The organism is Sphingorhabdus sp. 109 (genome assembly GCF_902506555.1).
Classification (GTDB): Bacteria; Pseudomonadota; Alphaproteobacteria; order Sphingomonadales; family Sphingomonadaceae; genus Parasphingorhabdus.
The window spans coordinates 2,766,358-2,786,617 of sequence record NZ_LR732707.1 but is presented as its reverse complement, the minus strand read 5'-3'; the positions used below and the strand labels follow the sequence as shown (position 1 = coordinate 2,786,617).

16 protein-coding genes and 2 pseudogenes are annotated in these 20,260 nt (G+C 54.5%); 9 read left to right on the top strand and 9 right to left on the bottom strand.

Going from position 1 to position 20,260, the window contains the following annotated elements:
• The first annotated feature begins 7 nt into the window (after window positions 1-7).
• The 5 genes and pseudogenes from BOSE62_RS13120 (at window position 8) to BOSE62_RS13100 (ending at window position 3,665) form a co-directional block, all read left to right on the top strand.
• Window positions 8-895: an RHS repeat-associated core domain-containing protein gene (locus BOSE62_RS13120; RefSeq protein ID WP_236554022.1), complete on the top strand. Its 888-nt coding sequence runs from the start codon at window positions 8-10 to the stop codon at window positions 893-895.
• Between the two features lie 9 nt (window positions 896-904).
• On the top strand, window positions 905-1,258 hold the full coding sequence (locus BOSE62_RS13115) for a hypothetical protein (protein WP_159646934.1): 354 nt from the start codon (window positions 905-907) through the stop codon (window positions 1,256-1,258).
• Window positions 1,255-1,740, top strand: coding sequence for a hypothetical protein (locus tag BOSE62_RS13110; RefSeq protein ID WP_159646932.1), 486 nt, complete (start codon window positions 1,255-1,257; stop codon window positions 1,738-1,740). The genes BOSE62_RS13115 and BOSE62_RS13110 overlap by 4 nt, the downstream gene beginning before the upstream one ends.
• Complete coding sequence (locus BOSE62_RS13105; protein WP_159646930.1) at window positions 1,724-2,104, top strand: hypothetical protein; 381 nt, start codon at window positions 1,724-1,726, stop codon at window positions 2,102-2,104. The genes BOSE62_RS13110 and BOSE62_RS13105 overlap by 17 nt, the downstream gene beginning before the upstream one ends.
• 176 nt (window positions 2,105-2,280) lie before the next feature.
• Window positions 2,281-3,665: pseudogene (locus BOSE62_RS13100) on the top strand (IS3 family transposase).
• Window positions 3,666-4,440: 775 nt separating this feature from the next.
• Here the strand turns inward: BOSE62_RS13100 and BOSE62_RS13095 are convergent.
• A protein-coding gene (locus BOSE62_RS13095; protein WP_159646928.1) for an IS3 family transposase occupies window positions 4,441-5,792 on the bottom strand; the annotation gives its coding sequence in 2 pieces (ribosomal slippage) (window positions 4,441-5,456 and window positions 5,456-5,792; 1,353 coding nt in all).
• A gap of 88 nt (window positions 5,793-5,880) precedes the next feature.
• On the opposite strand from BOSE62_RS13095, the gene BOSE62_RS13090 reads away from it, so the two are divergent.
• Window positions 5,881-7,368 (top strand): RHS repeat-associated core domain-containing protein, encoded by a 1,488-nt coding sequence (locus BOSE62_RS13090; RefSeq protein WP_236554021.1) that lies wholly within the window; start codon window positions 5,881-5,883, stop codon window positions 7,366-7,368.
• A gap of 699 nt (window positions 7,369-8,067) precedes the next feature.
• Here the strand turns inward: BOSE62_RS13090 and BOSE62_RS13085 are convergent.
• Genes BOSE62_RS13085 through BOSE62_RS13075 form a run of 3 tightly spaced genes read right to left on the bottom strand, consistent with a single transcriptional unit; the run spans window position 8,068 to window position 10,420 of the window.
• Window positions 8,068-8,607 carry a DUF5681 domain-containing protein gene (locus BOSE62_RS13085; RefSeq protein WP_201295680.1) on the bottom strand — a complete coding sequence of 180 codons (540 nt, stop codon included), beginning with the start codon at window positions 8,605-8,607 and terminating at the stop codon, window positions 8,068-8,070.
• Window positions 8,604-9,119, bottom strand: coding sequence for a DUF5681 domain-containing protein (locus tag BOSE62_RS13080; RefSeq protein ID WP_159646927.1), 516 nt, complete (start codon window positions 9,117-9,119; stop codon window positions 8,604-8,606). The genes BOSE62_RS13085 and BOSE62_RS13080 overlap by 4 nt, the downstream gene beginning before the upstream one ends.
• Entirely contained in the window at window positions 9,116-10,420 is a 1,305-nt protein-coding gene (locus BOSE62_RS13075; protein ID WP_159646925.1) for a site-specific DNA-methyltransferase, read from the bottom strand. The genes BOSE62_RS13080 and BOSE62_RS13075 overlap by 4 nt, the downstream gene beginning before the upstream one ends.
• A 574-nt stretch (window positions 10,421-10,994) precedes the next feature.
• On the opposite strand from BOSE62_RS13075, the pseudogene BOSE62_RS13070 reads away from it, so the two are divergent.
• Window positions 10,995-11,337 (top strand): annotated as a pseudogene (locus BOSE62_RS13070) (integrase core domain-containing protein); the annotation flags it as partial.
• Window positions 11,338-11,498: 161 nt separating this feature from the next.
• Here BOSE62_RS13070 and BOSE62_RS13065 read toward each other — a convergent pair.
• The 3 genes from BOSE62_RS13065 to BOSE62_RS13055 all read right to left on the bottom strand — a co-directional run bounded on the left by BOSE62_RS13065 (window position 11,499) and on the right by BOSE62_RS13055 (window position 15,613).
• Window positions 11,499-11,675, bottom strand: a complete 177-nt coding sequence (locus BOSE62_RS13065) for a hypothetical protein (protein WP_159646923.1) — start codon at window positions 11,673-11,675, stop codon at window positions 11,499-11,501.
• A 7-nt stretch (window positions 11,676-11,682) separates the two neighbouring features.
• On the bottom strand, window positions 11,683-13,596 hold the full coding sequence (locus BOSE62_RS13060; RefSeq protein ID WP_159646921.1) for a hypothetical protein: 1,914 nt from the start codon (window positions 13,594-13,596) through the stop codon (window positions 11,683-11,685).
• 133 nt (window positions 13,597-13,729) lie between these two features.
• A complete protein-coding gene (locus tag BOSE62_RS13055) occupies window positions 13,730-15,613 on the bottom strand; it encodes a sensor histidine kinase (protein ID WP_159646919.1) in 1,884 nt (627 codons plus the stop codon).
• Window positions 15,614-15,762: 149 nt separating this feature from the next.
• On the opposite strand from BOSE62_RS13055, the gene BOSE62_RS13050 reads away from it, so the two are divergent.
• Complete coding sequence (locus BOSE62_RS13050) at window positions 15,763-16,416, top strand: LuxR C-terminal-related transcriptional regulator (protein ID WP_159646917.1); 654 nt, start codon at window positions 15,763-15,765, stop codon at window positions 16,414-16,416.
• 34 nt (window positions 16,417-16,450) lie between these two features.
• On the opposite strand, the gene BOSE62_RS13045 is transcribed toward BOSE62_RS13050, so the two are convergent.
• Together BOSE62_RS13045 and BOSE62_RS13040 are read right to left on the bottom strand one after the other, a co-directional pair.
• Entirely contained in the window at window positions 16,451-17,485 is a 1,035-nt protein-coding gene (locus BOSE62_RS13045) for an SH3 domain-containing protein (protein ID WP_236554020.1), read from the bottom strand.
• Window positions 17,449-18,417: an RICIN domain-containing protein gene (locus BOSE62_RS13040; RefSeq protein WP_159646913.1), complete on the bottom strand. Its 969-nt coding sequence runs from the start codon at window positions 18,415-18,417 to the stop codon at window positions 17,449-17,451. The genes BOSE62_RS13045 and BOSE62_RS13040 overlap by 37 nt, the downstream gene beginning before the upstream one ends.
• Before the next feature lie 735 nt (window positions 18,418-19,152).
• Here BOSE62_RS13040 and trpS point away from each other — a divergent pair.
• Window positions 19,153-20,154 (top strand): tryptophan--tRNA ligase, encoded by a 1,002-nt coding sequence (trpS, locus tag BOSE62_RS13035; RefSeq protein ID WP_159646911.1) that lies wholly within the window; start codon window positions 19,153-19,155, stop codon window positions 20,152-20,154.
• Window positions 20,155-20,260 lie beyond the last annotated feature (106 nt).

Here is a 20,260-nt window from a genome sequence, read left to right as displayed (position 1 = left end):
TGCGCTGGTGCTGGAATATGACCAGCTGGGCACGATAAAGCACCGCTATATGCACGGCAGCGGCGTCGATGATCCGCTCGTCTGGTATGACGGCGGCACGGTGAACGCGACCAATCGCCGCCATATGTTCGCCAACTGGCAGGGCAGCATCACCGCGATCACCGACGCGAGCGGCAATGTGGTGCAGGTTAACGCCTATGACGCCTATGGCATTCCCAATGCCACCAACCTTGGCCGGTTCCAGTATACCGGCCAGATCCTGATCCCCGAGATCGGCATCTATCACTACAAGGCGCGGGCTTATTCGCCATATCTGGGAAGGTTCCTGCAGACCGATCCTATTGGCTATGAGGACCAGTTTAATCTCTATGCCTATGTTGGGAATGATTCGGTTGGACGGATTGATCCGAGTGGGAACGCTGGAAAAGCTGTCGTTGGTGGATATAAATTTTCATTAAGAGTACAGAAATTAACTTCAAAAGGTGTGTCATTTGAAAAGGCCTTGAAGATTGCGGCGGAAGAGTTTGGTCAAGATTTTGCGACGGACTGGAATGCAATTGGCAACGATTCTAGTGCAAGTTTTGTTGACAAGTTGGCCGCGTCGGCGGACCTTTTGTTAGGCACATCGCTGAACAATAATGATGGGTCAGAAGAAAGTGATAGTTCGGCAGAGCAAAAAAGAAATAAAAGGCGCAAAGGAGCTCCGAAAGACAAACCTGCTGGAACCAAACCAATTGATAAAGGCAAAATAGATCGAGGGAAGCTACATGATATAAAAGACGGTATTGGAGCTGCACCTGACGACTGGGTTGGCGTAGATGGCGATGGAAATATATATACCACTGATCCTGAGACAGGGCAGGCGGTCAATCAAGGGCATCTTGACGATTTCTAGGAAAAAAAGATGGAATTTGACATCAATTTAGCTGCGAGTTTGGAAATCCTCATTCCAAAAGGCGAATCAAATTGGGTGCGATCGACTAAACTAGGAAATGCAAAAGTTAAGCAGCTAAAAAATGAGGAGACAAAAATTTCGATGGAATTGATCAAACGTGGAAAGCATAACTTTTCTGCCGTAAAGAAAAAAATCATGGATAGCATTAATGATGCCGATCTGCCGGATAGAAAAATTTTTGAGAAACTGTGGATCAAAATCGAAATTTATGACCCGAGCTTTATTTCAATATATTTTGATTCTGGCTTTATGAATTTTTTGACAGCTCGTGATATTGATATCCATCTGGAAAATCGAAGTTGAGAAATTACACGGGGCCTGAAGTAAGGGAAGATGAGATGCCGCAAAAAGAGCAGGATCAATGCGCGCTGGCTTTGCAGCAACCGGGTGAAATTGAATTCACTGGGAACACTGGAAGTCTAGTATTTTTAGGCGGTTTCTCGGGTAGCATTGGCATCTGGCGCAACACTAAAACCGGTGCTAGTGGCGATTATCACACTATTGGCGGAGGAGTTGGGCTTGGGGTGGGATTCACTCAAGATTATGGCAAAGCTAGATCACTGGCGGCCTTTGTAGGCTATGGTGAAACCTTAGATGTCGGAGGCTCTATAGGGCCAGTTGGAGGAAGCTACTCTGCCACTCAGAACGCTGCAGGCGATTGGGTCTCAAGCGGTGGGGCGCTCGGCTATTCTCCCTCGATCCTCAGCTCTAGGCGACTGGGTGCTACGGCCACAGCAACTGCTGGAGAAACCTTCATCCGGAATTGCCATGTTCGCGGGCAGTAGACTTCTGGCCACGCTGCCCATTTCTTTCGCCGCCCTCCTCTCCTCGTGTGGAGATTTCGACGAACCGCAGCCGTTGAACCCACAGAAGTTTTTTGGTTGCTATGCAGAGAGCGAATTTCGAATAACGATCGGACAGAATGGTGTTCTAATCGACGGACAGCGTTACCCTGTTGAAATTCACGAAGAGAAAATTGGTTTGGTGATTGTCTTGCCTCTAATCTTTGTCAACGACGGTGATGGCATAAAGCCAAGAAACGCGAGTGAACATTTTTACAGACTAATTGACGATGATAATGATCGCTATATCATTGTTGCCGATCAAGATGCATTCGTTCATGAGTTAGAATATGGTGCCTGCGGCTAACTGTCCGTCGTCAGATAATTTGAGACTGATGCCGATTTAAAATAGGCGAGTATTTGGTTCCATCTGGTTGGTTGATATTAGGCTGCAAGTGTCCCCCATCAGCATTCAATAGACAGACTGGCTGCATAAAATAAGTGAGTGTTTTGGTTTCATTGCAGTGACTGTAAGGAACGAAAATGAAAGCAAAACACTCAAAAACCCCCGCGGAGCGGGTGGTAAAGGATATCCGCAGAGCCACGCGCAAGCAGTATAGCGCAGAGGAAAAGATACGGATCGTGCTGGAAGGCCTGCGCGGCGAGGATAGCATCGCCGAGCTGTGCCGCCGTGAGGGTATCGCGCAGGGCGTATATTACAAATGGTCGAAGGATTTTATGGACTGAGGCAACGCAGCCATGCCTGGGGCATGGCGAGAACCGAAGGACAAGCGCCGGCTTGCCGGCGATACATCGCGCGCTGCCAATAGCGACGAGGTCCGTGATCTTCGTAAGGAAGCCCGCGATCTGAAAGAGGTGGTCGCCGAACAGATACTCGAGAACCGCCTACTCAAAAAAAGCATGATCGGGGATGGGGGCGACGACGAATGAGGTATCCCGCATCCGAAAAGCTGGAGATCATCCGCATCGTCGAGCGGTCACATCTACCTGCCAAGCAGACGCTGGACAGGCTGGGCATCGCTCGGCCTACCTTCTACCGCTGGTATGATCTGTATCAGCGGTTCGGCGAAGAGGCGCTGGAAGATCTGCGTCCCGGCCCCAAGCGTGCATGGAACCGGATCCCCGACAAGGTGCAGGCACAGATACTGGAGATGGCGCTGGAACGCTGCGAGCTGAGCCCGCGAGAGCTGGCGGTGACATTTACCGATGAACAGCGCTACTTCGTGTCGGAGGCCAGTGTTTACCGCCTGCTCAAGCGCCATGATCTGATCACCAGCCCGAACTTCATCGTGATGAAGGCCGCCAGCGAGTTCAAAGACAAGACCACTGCACCCAACCAGCTGTGGCAGACGGACTTTACCTACCTGAAGATCATTGGCTGGGGCTATTATTACCTGTCGACCATCCTTGATGATTACTCGCGCTACATCATTGCTTGGAAGCTGTGCACGACCATGCGTGCAGAAGATGTCACCGATACGCTGGAACTGGCTCTTGAGGCATCAGGCTGTGCATCGGCACATGTGCTGCACAAACCGCGCCTGCTCAGCGACAACGGGCCAAGTTATGTTGCGGGCGAACTTGCGGATTATCTGGCCGACAAAAAGATGCGCCACGTTCGCGGTGCACCGTTCCATCCGCAAAGCCAGGGCAAGATCGAACGCTGGCACCAGACCCTCAAAAACCGCATCCTGCTCGAAAATTATTATCTGCCCGGTGATCTAGAAGCGCAGGTCGAGGCGTTCGTCGAGCACTATAATCACCAGCGTTATCACGAGAGCCTGAAAAACGTCACACCCGCCGATGCCTACTTTGGCAGAGCGGAATCCATCATCAAACAGCGAGAAAGGATCAAACGAAAAACAATCGAGCAAAGGCGCTTGCAACACCGAAAGCTTGCAGCCTAATATCAACCAACCAGATGGAACCAAATACTCGCCTATTTTAAACCGGTATCAGTCTCAAATTATCTGACGACGGACAGTCAGCAGCAAGCGACCGGCATTGCCAGCCCTTCTGTATTGGACGAGTGCAAGGATAGCGGGCGGTTGGCTTACCGAAATGGCGGGCGCAGACAATATGGACGTGGACAGACTGCTCCCTGTCGGCGAACATCTCGAAGCCATCGACATGAAACGCGGGATGCGCCGGGTTGCCGTGCGCGATGGCGAAGGCAGGCTGGCGGCCGCGCTTTTCGTGACGCGCGACGGTCAACTTCCATCACGGGAATGGTGGTTTGGCTGGAGCAGGGGGAGGCCAAGAGTGCATAAGAAATTAGGCTTTAAACTTTGGCCACAAAATAAAAATGCGTATTCCCGACACATGTTCGTGGCTGGACTAGTCACAGCGTCGGGTATTGGAGCACGTCATCCTTCCACCTATTTAGAGTATGCTTGGCTTTCGACGTCAATTGTTTCATCTATTTATTTTTACACTTTGGTTTTTCGACTTCGTAGATGCAGGCATGGACTCATTTGCCAATGGCGTATATTTTTCTTCCCTTGGGTGATAGACCCCTGTCCAAAATGTGGAACGAAATCATTTGACTGAGTTTGGAGATACGCTAGCTGTGCTGTAAGGTGCCGCTATCCTAAAGCTCAAGAATTGTGTCCGTCGTCAGAACATTTGGCACTGAAGGCTGCGTAAATTAACGGAGCATTGGTTCCATCTGGTTGGTTGATATTAAGCGGCAAGCTTGCGGTGTAGCAAGCGCCGATGTTCGATGGTTTGTTTTTTGATCCTTTCTCGTTTTTTGATGATGGCGAGTGCTCTGCCGAAGTAGGCATCGGCAGGCGTAACGTTGCCCAGGCTTTCGTGATAGCGCTGGTGATTATAATGTTCGACGAACGCCTCGACCTGCGTTTCCAAGTCCCCTGGTAGGAAGTAGTTTTCCAGCAGGATGCGGTTCTTCAAAGTCTGGTGCCAGCGTTCGATCTTGCCCTGTGTTTGCGGATGGAAGGGGGCGCCGCGTACATGGCTCATCTTCTGTGCTTCGATATATTCTACCAGTTCACCCGCAATGTAACTCGGGCCATTGTCAGAGAGCAGCCGTGGCTTGTGCATAACTGCTGCCTGGTCGCAGCCTGAAGCTTCCAGCGCCATGTCCAGCGTGTCGGTGACGTCCTCGGCCCGCATGGTGCTGCAAAGCTTCCAGGCGATGATGTAGCGCGAGTAATCGTCCAGCACCGTCGATAGATACATCCACCCCCAGCCAATGATCTTGAAGTAGGTAAAATCTGTCTGCCACATCTCGTTGGGCCGCACGGTCGGTGTGTGGAATCGATCAGCAGCTTTGATCACGACATAGGCGGGGCTGGTGATCAGGTCGTGGGCCTTCAGAAGCCTGTAAACCGTGGCTTCTGACACGAAGTAGCGCTGTTCATCGGTGAACGTCACCGCCAGTTCGCGTGGACTGAGCTCCGAACGTTCCAGCGCCAGATCGATGATCTGGTCATGCACTTCGGCAGGGATCCGGTTCCACACCCGGCTTGGAGCCGATGGCCGGTCAGCCAGCGCTTCAGGCCCCCCTTCCAGATACCGATCATACCAGCGGTAAAAGGTTCGGTGCGGGATCCCCAACTTATCCAGCGTCTTGCGCGCTGACAGATGTGATTGCTCGACGATCCTGATGATCTCAAGCTTCTCCGATGCCGGATATCTCATGCGTCGTCGTCCCCATCCGCGATCATGCTTTTTTTGAGCAGACGGTTCTCGAGGGTCAGGTCGGCCACGCATTCCTTCAGATCACGCGACTCCCGCCGCAGGTCTTTCACTTCATCGCTGGTTGCAGCACGGGCCGTGTCACCGGCCAGCCGACGTTTGCCGGCTTCCATGAACTCCTTCGACCAAGTGTAATACAGGCTCTGCGCTATGCCCTCCTTTCGGCACAGCTCGGCAATGCTGTCATCACCGCGCAGGCCGTCGATCACGATCCGTATCTTGTCTTCTGCTGAGAAATGCCGGCGGGTCGCACGGCGGATATCTTTAACCACCCGCTCTGCGGGCTTTTTTGCGGTGGAGTGTTTTGGTTTCATGCTTCGTTCCTTCGTCACTACGATGAAACCAAAACACTCCTTAATTCACAACATCAATTTGGTGACATAGGTGCTGACGGGGAACAATGTGACCTACAGCTATAAGGATGACGGTTCACTCTACGAGATACAGGAAAATGGCAGCGCGGCGCTCGCCACCTATGCTTATGACGCCAATGGTCGCCGCACATCGATGACCTATGGCAATGGTGCGGTCACCAATTACGCTTATGATCCGCTGTCTCGCCTGTCTTCGCTGACCAGCAATCTCAGCGGAACCGCCAACGATCTAACCACGACGTTCCAGTATAACCCGGCCAGTCAGATTAGCGAGCTGACCCGCTCCAATGACGCCTATGCCTGGCAGGATCATTATAATGTGGATCGGGCGTATAATGTGAATGGCCTCAACCAGCTGACTACTGCGGGCGCATTGTCGCTGACCTATGATAATCGTGGCAATCTCACCTCGGATGGCACCAACAGCTATACCTATGATGTGGAAAACCGTCTGATCACGGGGTCTGGGGGCGTCGCGCTGACCTATGATCCATATGGCCGCCTGCATAAGACCACGGGCAGCGCAACCACCCGCATGGGCTATGACGGCCAGGACCTGATTGCGGAATATAACGCCTCCGGCACTTTGCTCCGCCGTTATGTCCATGGCGACGGCAGCGACGACCCGATTCTCTGGTATGAAGGAACCGGTACAATCAACAAGCGCTATATGCACAAGGATGAGCGCGGCAGTGTGATCGCTTTGACCAATGGGTCAGGCGGTGTTATTGGCATAAATGCTTATGATGACCACGGCATTCCCGCCTCGACCAATATCGGCCGGTTCCAATATACCGGGCAGCAATATCTGTCTGATCTTGGGCTTTATCATTACAAGGCCCGCATCTACTCTCCGACGCTGGGCCGGTTCCTTCAGACTGATCCCATTGGTTATGGTGATGGCATGAATCTATATGCCTATGTCAGCGGGGATCCGGTCAATTTTACGGACCCTACTGGTTTCAAAGGTTGTGATGTAAAAGAAGGGTTCATCAATGTTTGCGGGCCGAAAATGACACAAGATGGTGGACCATCCGGGGTCAGCGGAAGAGCTGGTCACAGCAATCCAGGGTTTCGCGGCAACGGAGGAAGAGACGGGGGTGGAGGCGATAGTCCACCGCCACCGCAAAGTGTAACGGTCGATATCAGTTGTGCGGATGTCCCTGCGGCTAACGACCCTGGTGTACAGGCTGCTGCTCTGAACGCGTTGGCACTATCTGTAAGAGATGGTGTTGAATACGGGTTTTTTGCTCAGCAAAGGACAACCGGACCCGAAAATTTCAAACCTCTTTCTCGCTTTACCTCCGGTCAGCCACGCCGGATCACGGGCACGGATATTTTGGGGAACTTGCCAAGAGCTACTCGGGGCTGGAGAGGCAGGACACTCTTCCATACCCATCCCAACAATCCGCCACCTTCGTCTGTAAGCGCTGGAGATCAGCGTAGTGCAACCGCACAGGGGCGGCCTGTAGTAGCGATCGACAATGCGGGGAATTTGACATGCGCCGTCCCCTAACCGCAGGCCCCCGTGTGCTGAGCAAAGCGATTTTGGTTCTCGCCTTGGCTGCCGCTGCCGTCTCTTGTGATGACTCTACAGGTGGCCAAACCGTTCGTGTTGACGGGGACTTGTCATCTCCGAGCAGTGAGGATCAAAGATATATCCAGCTCGCAACTGATGCATGGGCAAACAAACAAGGTCTTCCATCAGCCGATGAAGCTTTAGCGGGCCAACAGATTGAAGTCAGCCATCTCGATGGCGAAACCTGCGTTAGCTTTGTGATGATCCCACCCGGAGTGGGAGGTGAGCCCACCTACTGTTACGAACGAGGGACATCTAACTTAACCCGAAAAATGGACGATGTAGAGTAGGCCATTGGATGAAGTTCCGCCTATCGTCGGCTCCGTCCCCAACAGGCATCCGGCCCATATTGTAGCACCGCCAGCAACCAATGCGCGCAACATCAGCCGCGGTCCCTATGTCTCGCACACCCTAAACGGTGCGACCGTAGGTCATATTGCGATTGCGGTGACAGGTGCAACACCCCCCCAAATTCGTCTGATTGAGCGCGTACCTACACAAAGGAACAGCCTAAATCTCCCCGGAATAATCCGATGCCAGCGTGTAGATATGTAGGGACTCGCGAGACATCTTCAGTAAATTCCTGACGTAGGAAGGAGATGATCAAATGACTTTAACTGGGGCGAACTGCACAATTCACCCTTTTACCTCCCACCAGTCGGGCCAATTGACCTTGTCGGGCGTGCGCACCCCGCTCCATACCTTCTGTTGTTCCTGAATAGTAAGCCGCCTGTCACCGAGGCGCTCAAGGGCAGCCTCGACGATCCATGGGTTCAATTCCCATCGCACGCGGTTTTTGTCGGCGGGGTATTTCTTTCTTGCCAAACCAAGCGGTTCCAAAATCGCATCAGCGCCAGAACTGACCACCGATAAAACAATAGCATCAATGTGCTGCCTGTCGTCGCCGCGCTCCGTACGGGCTTGTTCAATAGCATTGAGCGAGTCCCGTGCAGCCGCGCTGTCACCCGCGAGCCCTTTCTGGGTCAATTGGAGAAGGAACGCCTCAGCTGCCGTTACCCTGCGCTCTCGTCCATTCTCGCGGATCGTCACCATCTGACCAAGCACGGAATTATAAGGAACAGACTTATGGCGGTTCTTGGGTCGTCCCCTCGGATTGCCTGACTGGCCCTTCCTGAAACGCATTGCGGTTGGGGGTTTACCGTAACCTTCGCTCACTCAACTCTACTCCGCGGCCACTTCAAGCTATCAGGGTCAAACGTGAAGAACTTGATATTGTCGGCTTCCCTGCGGTTAAATTTCTTGCGCCCGGGACGGCTCAATGCTGCCTGCGTCGCCCAGGCATGCACTTTCCATCTTGTTGGAAAGGCCGGCTCGGGCTCTGCAATGCCGAGAATGCGAAGAGCCTCATCCGCGTTGTCAGCCGAGTAATGGTGCTTGAGTTCAATTTTCCGGCGCGGTTCAGGGTTCTTCTGCTCAAGGGCCTTTTCCCGTGTCTCGATCATCTTGAGCAGTTTACGAATTGCCAGACGCTTTCCTGCAAGAGCATCCTTAAGCGTCTGCTGCTGCAACGCCTCTTCAACCGTCGCCTCACGCGTTTTTCCATTCTGGGTAATGGTCAATGTTTTGTCGAGAATGATCTCGAACGCCGACACATTGGGCCGCCGATGCTTGCGAGGCCGTCCTTTGGGATTGCCGGACTGACCGGGCTGAAAGCGCGTACTGCTCATGCCGCCAGATCCTCGCCATCGCGAAACACCAGTTGCGGCTCCTTGCCCGTTAGATCGCTCCAACGCTGCATTGCAAGATCAACATAGGCTGGATCGATATCGAGCCCCCGGAAGGCGCGCCCCACTCGCTCGGCGGCAACAAGACTTGTGCCCGAGCCGAGGAAAATATCCAGCACAAGCTCGCTCTGCCTTGTGACATCGCAGTAAGCGTCCGCTACCATCGCAACCGGCTTGACCGTGGGGTGTAGCGCCAGATCCTCGCGGCGTGATCCGCGCATGGAATTGACGCTGGGATAATCCCACACATTGGTCCGGTTGCGGCCATGCTTGCCAAGCTCGACATTGTTGATGTGCGGTTCATCGCCGATGCGGTAGACAAAAACCATCTCGTGCTTCGACCTGTAGAGAGAGCCCATCCCGGCATTGCTCTTGTTCCAGACACAAATGTTGAGCAGGTCGCCGTATATATCATCGACCGAAGCGGTCACATCATCCATGTGACGCCAGTCCATGCATATAAAATGAACCGCTCCGCTGCGTGATACTTTAGCGCAAGCACCCAACGTTTCAGCAAGGAACATCCTGAACTCGGCTTCCTTCATTTCACCAGATGCCATCGCAAACTCGCGGTGACGGCCCTTGGCATTGGCGTGGCCGTTAATCTTCACGTTGTAAGGCGGATCAAGGAAAGCGCAGTCGATCAAGGCGCCTTTACCAACTACATTCTGCAAGAAGCCAGCATCACGCCCATCGCCGCAGGCGACCCGGTGCTCGCCGAGCTGCCATATGTCACCAGAATTCACACGCGGGTTTTCAGGGACAGCAGGGATCACTTCATCGTCCGGGTCCTCACTATCAGCGAGTGCTACGTCGATCTCGCCAGGACTGAAGCCCGTCAAGCCCAGATCAATGTCTACTTCTGGCAGGGAAAGATCGGTCAGCTCCAGCTTGAGTATTTCCATGTCCCAGCCTGCATTGAGCGCTATCTTGTTATCCGCAAGGCGCAATGCCTTCTTCTGGGGTTCGCTGAGGCCCGCAAGCACGATCACCGGAACCTCGGCAAGGTTCAGTTCTCTGGCGGCCCGAAGCCGGCCATGCCCTGCAATAATATTGCCCATCGGATCAGCAAGTATAGGATTGGTGAACCCGAATGCCCGGATGGACTCTGCGATCTGAGTGACCTGCTTTTTTGAATGGGTTCGCGCATTGCGCGGATCCGGGATCAGCTTTTCGATCCGGGTATAGTTTACCTCAAGGCGGCGATCGGCAGAATCGTCTGCGAGCGATTCGTTTATGTACATAAGAAGAACATATCAGGATCATATGTTCTCATCAAGAGTTAATCCCGACAGCGACCGTTGGTGAGATTTCAACTGGACCCAGCGATCGCCAATATTCCTGTTCTAACGATTAAACCCTCTGTTGCTGGCGATTGGGGGCCCTGTTACGGGGAATTATTTCCCTGTTCCGTCGATTAACAGGAAAACGGCTTTTTGCATTGCTATACTACTGTAAAGTCACATAAGTTTCCCAACATATACAATCAAAATCACCCAAATCGGCCTGTTTTGGGTCCAAAACGACCATTTTTCCCTGTTAATTCCCTGATAACAGGGAAAATCACGGTGAGACCCGTTCGCTACAGACTGCGTCGCGCACCAGACAGTCTTGGAATGTCATCCAGAATCGACAGATTTCAGGCGTCTGCGCCATTACCCCGCATTTGCGGCGGTGTTGGCGAATGGATCGTTATCGATTGTGGCGGGAGATATGCTATAAACCGGTCGATCTAGTTTAAAATAGGCCAAAGTCTCCGCGTTCAAAAACCCCGCCTCAAAGGACGGGTGGCAATCGATGCGATGCGGGCCACGTTAGGTTGCGGGCGAACTTGCGGATTATCTGGCCGACAAGAAGATGCGCCACGTTCGCGGTGCACCGTTCCATCCGCAAACCCGGGGCAAGATCGAGCGTTGGCACCAGACCCTCAAAAACCGCATCCTGCTCAAAATTTTTATCTGCCCGGTGATCTCGAAGCGCAGGTCGAGCGTTCGTCGAGCACTATAATCACCAGCGTTATCACGAGAGCCCGAAAAACGTCACACCCGCCGATGCCTATTTCGGCAGGGCGGAAGCCATCATCAAACATCGAGAAAGGATCAAACGAACGGCCAACGAAGATCGGCGTCTGCAATACCGCAAGATCGCCGCCTCATATTAACCAACAGATGGAACCAAATACTTGTCTGTTTTAAACCGCCGTAAGTCTCAAATTATCTGACGACGGACACTTGGTGCAGAGCACGGCAGCACTCGGTTCCTCGGGGCCCAATTGATCGACCCTTCGGCTGAACATATCGCGCATCTGTTGGCGTGGTCCATTCAGGCCAACATCACCGCAAAGCAAATCCTGCAAATGCCGGAGAGCGGCTTGTAGTAATAATCTCGGCGCAGCGTGGTGTTCAAGCGGATGGAGTTCTTCTTGAAGAGAATGATCAGCATCGCAGCCATGGCGCCATCAGCAATCCGAACCACCGCAGGCCTTGTGCCCAAAACCAAGCGGGGTCTATTTCTTGCAGTCCTTGTCCTTGCTTTTGGAGCGGAAGATATTCCCAATTCCGCAGGCAACCTTGGAGCCTACCTTTTTGACATTGTTTGTATGGTGCTGGGCACGCTGTTTGGCAACCTCTGCAACAGCGGCAATCGGTTTGTCGGATGTCGCCGCTTCTGCGTACCGATTTTGCGTTTCGCGAATGCTGCGCAGGTCGGCGCCGGTCGCATTCCCGACCATTGAGCGACTCGTGGCTCCAAGCGCTCTCGCATTGTCGACATGATGTTTCGCGCGCTCTCCAGCAACGGTTGCAACACCTTCCAAGCCATGTTTCTTCAGGCTATCACCATATCGAGCCACGACATCCATCCGGCGCTCTGTCTTGATCCCCGTATGCTCTTCCAACAGCGCCCGACGTTGCCGGTCAAGGCGATCGAGCATGCGAACGCCATTGCCCAGTGCGGGGTTCTTGCTGTCGGCATATTTGGTGATGTTATCCATCAACTTGCCTTCGGTTGTCAGAGTCTCTGTCAGGTTCCTGAAGTTCTCCCGGTGATGCTCCCTGCGCTGAGCCGCTACGTCGGCAATAGACACGTCCTTGTCAAAGATCGCCGCTCCGTATTGGAAGCCTGTCGACAATGGATCCTGAACCTCGACACCGGTCGTTGCCTTGATGCCCTCAACCGCCGCCATTTCCGCCACTACGGCCACTGCGCCAACGCCGGTTCCAGCTAGTAATGCGCGCCCGCCTTTGCCGAGTTTTCCGACTGTTCCGGCGGTTTTTGCTGTCTTGGCAAGTTTAGCGGCGCGAGCCATTTTGGCGGCATCGGCTGTGGTCGAGGCCGCTTTCAATCCACCAGCGCCTCGCGCAACCTGAGCCGTGCGACCGGCCTTGTTGAGTTTGGAAATATCGCCGCCGCTAGCCGCGACGTTGCGGACGACCTGTGCTTCATTGGCTGGTGCCAGCCTGCGCGCTTGCTGTGCGATATCCCCCCTGCGCAGCGCGCCTCCTAGATCGTCGCCATTGGCAAGGATCTGGCGGCCAAGCTGCTGACTTCCCTGCCCTGCCTTGGCCACATTGCGTGCATTGCGCGCAGCATCGCCGCGCCGGCCGAGGTCCGCCAGCTCGTTCGCTGAGCCAGCAACTCTCGTAACACGAGCGGCCCGTGCATTCTCACCATTTTTGATAACCCGCCCTACGTCCGAATCCGCGATATTCACAGGGCGAACCGCAGCTGGCTTCGGCTGGGTCTTGATGGACGGGTTAGACTTACCGGTCACTTGATCGCGAAAGGTTACCTTGCGAGCACTGCCGCGATTAGCCGCGCTCGGCTTCTTGGCACCAGCGCGCGCTGCCTGTGCATTCTCGCCATTCTGGATGACCCGGCCTAACTCGGAATTGGCCATATTTGCCGGGCGTGGTTTGGCAGCATTCGTAACCCCCGGCCTGGTGCGGGCATGTTTTGCGGCATTGCCGCGCTGCTCCATCTCTGCGAGCGCATCCGCGCTGCCGGCAATGCGGTTCGTCCGTGCTGCCCTGGCTGCCGCGGCACGGGTTCGTAATTCGCGCAGACTGGCGGGGCGCGTTGCAGTGGCCGTCTGGCGCAGGTTTTGCCCTGCAATATTGGTAGATGTCGGAAGCTGACGGACATTCGATGCCGCTTTTTTGCGGCCTGCTTCACCAACCATCTTGGCCGTTTCGCTGATGTGTTTGGTCGGCTTGATAAACTGTTTGCCGACGACGCCAACGGCGCCTGCGACAATCAAAGTTTTCTCATCATTCGACAATTCGCCATCCCGAGCAATGTCGATATCCGCCGATGACTGCGTCTGCTGAGTTCCGGCATCCTGAGCTGACACTGGCGTGGCCGCTATTGTGATTGCGATGCTTGAAGCGCTCAATCCTGAAACTAGTTTTCTTATACGCATGCTGGCCTCCCTCTAATCCCAATGCCTCTTCACCAAGGAAGAGCTGTCTTGGATCCTGTTTAGGGGAGGGGGTACCTGTCTAGAATGAGGTCAATACCCCAATTGTTTCGTTATATTGCGGAACCGCCAGCAATTAGCGGCGCGGCAGCGTGATTGTCGCCACAGTTCCCTTGCCTGGTGCAGATTGCAGTGCAAACCCGAATCCGTACCTCGCGGCGAGATCATGAATTATCGCCAGACCCAGCCCATCGCCGTCTGACGCCTGATCCTTCGCCCCGCGATGTTGTACCTTCTGCAAGGTTGACTCGTCCATCCCGCACCCGTTGTCGCGCACCTCAATAAGGCAGTTACCATCGTGCCGGACCACCAGGTGTATCTCGCTCGCATCGGCATGGCGCAGCGCATTCGCTATCAGATTACTCACTGACCGGATCAGTGCGAGCGCCGGAGCGCGGGTTTCGCATGGAGCTGTCTGTGTCAAGAGCCTTACCCCTGATGCGGCAGCCTCCGCGGCGAACATTTCGTCGACTGTCTCGATAATCAGATCGAGCGAGTAAAGCTCGTCATCTTCCTCGCTGAGCGTCGCGCTGCGGTTTTCTTGATCACTATATTCGTGAGTAAGTTCTTCCAGATAGTCGATCGCTTCGCTCAGGCGCTCTTGTAGATCCCGTGAAAGATTATCCGCTTCCTCGCGAATCGAGGCTCGCAGGCCGACAAGCGGTTGGCGAATATCATGACTGGCAGAGGCAAGCTGCTGCTTGCGCCGGACTGCCGTTTCACGTGCCCGGGCATAGTCACGCTCGGTTTGAAGCAAACGTTGGTCGGCCTTAGACTGAGCCTGGAGAGCGGCAATACGTTCTTGGCTGAGACGATCACGCTCGAGCAGGCTGCGCTGAATATCGACGATCACTATCACGAGCAACGTTGCCGATACCGCGAGCCGCATCATATCTCTGATGAAGTTGGAAAACAGCTCAGGGACGACTGTGCCCATAAGCGCCGGCTCTACCAGCACAATAGCCAGCGAGCATGCGGCGATCGACAGGACAGCGATCCGCCGCAGCCCCTTTGCCGTCTCAATCCGCAAAGCGACAACCGCGACCAGACCGAGCACCAAGACGTAGAACATGCCAACCAGCAGAGAATCTTTCTGCAACAAGAACGCTGAGCCAAAAATGACAATAGGAGCAATCAGCAAAAGCAGCTTTGCGAGCGCGTTTATTTTGACAGCAATCGCGCTCCAGAAAGCAGCCATGATCATGAATGCTAGGGTCAACGAGATAAGCGTTATACTGCTCCGCCACACCATACGCGCCTGCTCAAAGCCAGAGGCCAGAATGGTTGTGAAAAGCGAGACATCGCTCTGTATTGCGATCAACGAAAATCCGATCGCCACGATGATCGTGTTCGGCCGGCGAGCCAAAATACCGAGCACGATCAGGCATATTCCCACGGCCAAGAACGTAATGATTACCCCAGCTTTTAGCAGCGTGCCGATGATTTGGTTGCGGCCTAATTCTCCCTCGCGGAAGAGACCGATGGAAGGGCGGTCATCGAGCGCAAGATTGATGATCAACAGCTCCGATTGGCCCGGCCGCAATTCAAAACTTGCAGAATGAAGATAGGTTAGTTTTTGATGCAGAAGCTCATTATCTGCTGTGGCTGGTCCGCCAAGAATCTGCGTAGTGCCACCTTCGCCGCTGACAAGATAGATATCAGGCACAGTGTAAAAAATGCCGCCCAGTCCTACGCTTCGCCTGATCGACCTAGCATTCGCCTCATCTGCGCGAATCGGCAATGCAATCCAGAGATCTCTTTGTTTCTTGACGCTTGTAAGCTGCGGTGTGAAGGCCGCTGTAAACTCTCCAGCGTTGAAGGCAGCCAGCGCATCGTCGATATCAAACGAGTGGATGCCCGACGAAACAAAGTACCAAGCCTTGCCTTCGACCTGCTCAGCCGGCTGACCTTGTCCCAGAAGCACAGGGGCGGCTTGGAACGGCGCCGTACCAGCTGGCACAGACAGGGCCGACGAATTCGTTGGAACCGCCAATGCCGCCGCCGCCAGAAGGCAGATACGCCGGATTATTGTTCCTACCCCCATCATGTGTAATATACACGTCTCGCCAGTTTGCAGAAGGGGGTTTTGATGATGGCGCGGTGGACACCATGACCTTTGGCAAGGAATATAAGGCTGTGATCGCCGATGATCACGGCGTCATTCGCGGCGCATTGGCCCGATTGCTGAATGATGCCGGTGCGCTCGAGGGCTATCGCTTTTCGATAACTGAAGAGGTGGCTGACGGCATTCGCGCGATCGGCGCGGTACGCAAACACCAGCCCGATTTGCTCATGCTGGACGTAACCATGCCGCATGCTGGCGGGACAGAGGTTTTGATCGAAGCGCGCCGCTGGGCGCGGGAGTGCAAAATCATCATTTTTACCGGTGTTGAGGCAAGCGGGAAAATCGCGGAGTTGGTTGAGGTCGGTGCGGATGGCGTCTTCTGCAAAAGCGATGACCTGAACGAACTCGGCGCTGCCATTCCGCGCATCATGGAGGGTGGGCGCGTCATTTGTCAGCGCTTCACCAAATTGCTGGAAGATGCCGCTGATCTTGAGCCACTGACCAGCCGCGAGCGGCAAATCCTGAACCTCGTCGTTAGCGGGCAGACCAATCACGAAATCGGCAAAACGCTGGGTATCAGTATCAAGACTGTTGACCGGCACCGCACCAGCGTGATGCGTAAGGCAAATGCTCGTTCTGCTGCTGAGTTGATTGCCTATGCTCTGCGCGAGGGGCTCGTTGACGCTAACGCCAGCTAGACGACAAGCATCTATGGTGATCGCTGAGTGTTGCCTATTGCAGATCTTCGACACTGACCCATCCCAAAACCCCATATACATCGCTGACGGGCAGGAATATTCCCTCAAGGCCACCAATCGGTATCAATTGCTGACCGGGGCGAATGGTGCGGACTGTTTCCGCCTGGCGCGAGGGTTCTATATAGAGGTTAGACTGGACCGCCACAATAACCGGTGGCGGGCCGGTCGGTTCAATGGGCTCGATAGCGGCCGGATCTGCAATAGCTACAGCATCAGCAAGATCCGACTCATCCGAGCGTTTGCCGACTCCCATGGCCTGAGCCTGCGTAACCATATTGTTATAAGCGATGACGAAGCCCTGGATCATTTCCCGACCATCTTCTTTTCTTGTGAAGCGTAGATCCGAAGATGCCTCTTCAACGGCTTGCATCCAAAAGCCCTCCGGCGTGCGCGACATCGCATCATCGTCGTCGTCATGAAATTTCAGCTTGGTCTTTTGGACTAGACCGGTTCCCGACGCGACCGCAGCGCCCTCTTCCGTGTCGATCAGCGTGAGACCGGTGATCACCGTGTTCTCCTTGCCAATTCCCACCGCTCCGGCGAGGCCATTCACGACCGCTCCGGCTAGCGGGATCATCCCCGCGATATCTCCAGCCGTTCCCATCCCGCTGCGATAACCGCTGTTTTGAGCCATGGCTGCCGCATTCGCGACACTGGCGCTGTTAAGGTTGGTAGCTGTGGCGACCTCTACTTTGTCGCCTGCAACGATTGTCAGCACGAATTGGGAGGCTTCTCCGCTGCTCGGCTGGTAGGATGTGAAGCACCTTGATTGATTGACCAATGCCTTGACGACTTGCTTCGGGCTGCCGAGCTTCTTGTCCACCCAGCTGCGCGCATCCCCTTCGATGACGGCAACTGTTCCCAAGGGCGTGTCGCACTGGACCAACTCAATCGCGCGGTGCTTTGAGCCGGCCCATGCAGGCGTGGCAACCGTAACAGCGAGCGCGGTGACAAGACGAAGTGCCCGCAGCATTACATACTCCAGCTCTGGTTGTTGCCGCCGGCGCAATCCCAGATTTGGATCCGGCCGCCATTGCGCTTCGATTCTGGTCGATGCGCATCTAGGCAGCGTCCCGTTCCGGCATTCACGAAAGCTTGCCGCTGCTTGCCCGGCAAAGGCTTGATCGTCCAGACCTGTGCTTCGTTGCCATCGCAGCCAAAGGCACGCACCGGCGCCCCGTTGTCAGTCCCGACCGCCTCCAGACACATGCCGCTGGCAGAAAGGATCAAGCCATCATCCTCAAGATAAGTGAAACGCTGATTATTGCCGCCGAGGCATTCCCAAACTTGCAGCTTGCCGCCCTGCTGCCCAAGATCATTTGTATCTAGATCGAGGCACATGCCATCTCCGCTGGTGACCGGGGCGGTAAAATCCAGTTCGATTTCCAGCGCCTCAGGTCGGGGCATGACACCAAAGCCTTCGGGCGTCAGCACCACTTCCTCGCCCCTGACCATCGCTTCGAAAACGCCGGGATAGGACAGTTCGATCGGTTCGAGCGAGAATTTGGGCGCGAGCAGTCCGGTCCCGCCACTGGCGAAAATAGTACCATCAGCGCGTACCGTCCATTCCATGTCCCGCTTGAGTAGCTCATCATATGCGACGAATTTTTGTCGGCCAGTCTGATGCAGCTTCGATGAAGTTACCATGCCCGGGTCAACCACCCACGCGAAAAAATGCGTCCACTCCTCCATCGCGATCACAATACCGTTCTCAATGATCACCTGTTTGCCGAGTTCACGCAGCCGCCATATACCATCAATAGGAAGTGGTGTGCCTTGACCATATTGTTCATAAGTTGCCAAATCAGCGCGCGTTCGCGAGTCCTGCGCATGCAGTGGCGTGGGGCGCGCGACCAGAGTGAACGCCAATGCCAAGACTGCGACAAGCTTCGTTAGACCGACAAAGCCTTCGACACTTTTCTTAGATGTACCCACCGGCATAGCCTCCCTTATCTTGGCGCAATTATGGAACATCAAAGCGGCTGTGCGAATGAGGTATATGCCCCAATTGACAGCCCAATGTCATGATCGGACAGATCGAATGCAGACTTTCGTTCATCAGGACGGTCAGCCCGGGTTCGGACAGTCTGGAATATATTCTCATCAAGTGCCATTCACTACAGCGTTGCAATCATTGCCAATACTGCAACTGGATCCGGCGCACGCGAATATTCCTGCTCCGACATGGCATGATCAATGCCGTTTTCCCCTAGCCTGCGGTAAGGTTTCCTATCACGACTGCGACCTGAGACCCTTTGTCGGTGGTATAACGCTGCCAATATGGCCCATCGTCTCGGAGGACCGATTTCGTGGCGATCAGATGCAAGTTGGGATTATAGGCTGAGCGTTCAGTCGAAACCCTGACTGCTTGCGGGCCCATGATTGAAAAAACGCATATGATGACGCTCAGGAAGAAAAGCGGACAATGGAAATCATTGCCGCAAATCAGGGGAACTGACATTTGTCCGCTCTTTACGCCCTAGCTGGCGAAGTTGACACATATCCGGAACCAAGTTAACGGCACCGCGATGAAATGCACGATGATCATTCACAGACTTTGGTGGCTGGCCTGTTGACAAGGCGGCCTGACGTTTAACTTCATTGGGGCCGCCGTATGGGCGGTCTTGCATTTCTGAAATCTCCCACGCGGCGTCCCTCATCTCAAGAGGAGACTCCATGACCAAACCGACCATATTGACTGGCGACCGCACGACCGGCCCGCTGCACCTCGGCCATTACGCCGGATCGCTTCGCAATCGCCTGCTGTTTCAGAACAGCCACGAGCAATTTCTGCTCCTGGCCGACACGCAGGCCCTGACTGACAATGCCGATACCCCGAACAAGGTGCGGGATAATGTACTCGAGGTCGCGCTCGACTATCTTGCTGTTGGAATCGACCCGGAGAAAACCACGATCTGCCTGCAGTCGCATCTGCCTGCCTTGGCCGAACTTTCGATGCTATATCTGAATTTCGTCACCGTTGCGCGGCTTGAACGAAACCCGACGATCAAGGACGAAATTCGTGCGCGCGGTTTTGGCCGCAATATTCCGGCGGGATTTCTGTGTTATCCAGCCGCACAAGCCGCCGACATTACAGCCTTCAAGGCAACGGTTGTGCCTGTGGGAGAGGATCAGGCTCCGCTAATCGAGCAAACCAATGAAATAGTGCGCCGCATTAATAGCGCCGCCGGGGAACCAGTGCTGCCCGAAGCTAAAGCTGTGATCCCGCGTTCCGGTCGTTTGCCCGGCGTCGACGGAAAAGCAAAAATGTCGAAATCTGGTGGCAATGCTATCCCGCTATCCGCGCAGCCCAAGGCGATTTCCGCAGCGGTGAAATCGATGTTTACGGATCCGAACCATTTGCGGATCGAAGACCCCGGGCAGGTAGAGGGCAATATCGTCTTCACCTATCTTGATGCCTTTGACGAAGACCGGATTGAAGTGGCCGACTTGAAGGCTCGATATCGTCAAGGGGGGCTTGGTGACAGCACGATCAAACGGCGTCTGGAAGACATTTTGCAATCGCTGATCGAACCGATCCGGACAAGACGTGCCGAACTGGCGCAAGACCCGGCGTATCTGCTCGATGTGATACGCAAGGGGACTGAAAAGGCCCGGAACCGGACCGAGGCAACCAGGCGCGAAGTCATCGAGGGCCTCGGGCTGTTCAAGCTGTGACTTGGTGTCTTCATAAGCGCCCCGCGAAAGGCACGTCATCGGATCAACGGGAACAGCCGGAACTGCCGGTGTCCGAAGATCCGGCTCGGGTGAGGGAAAGCCGGCG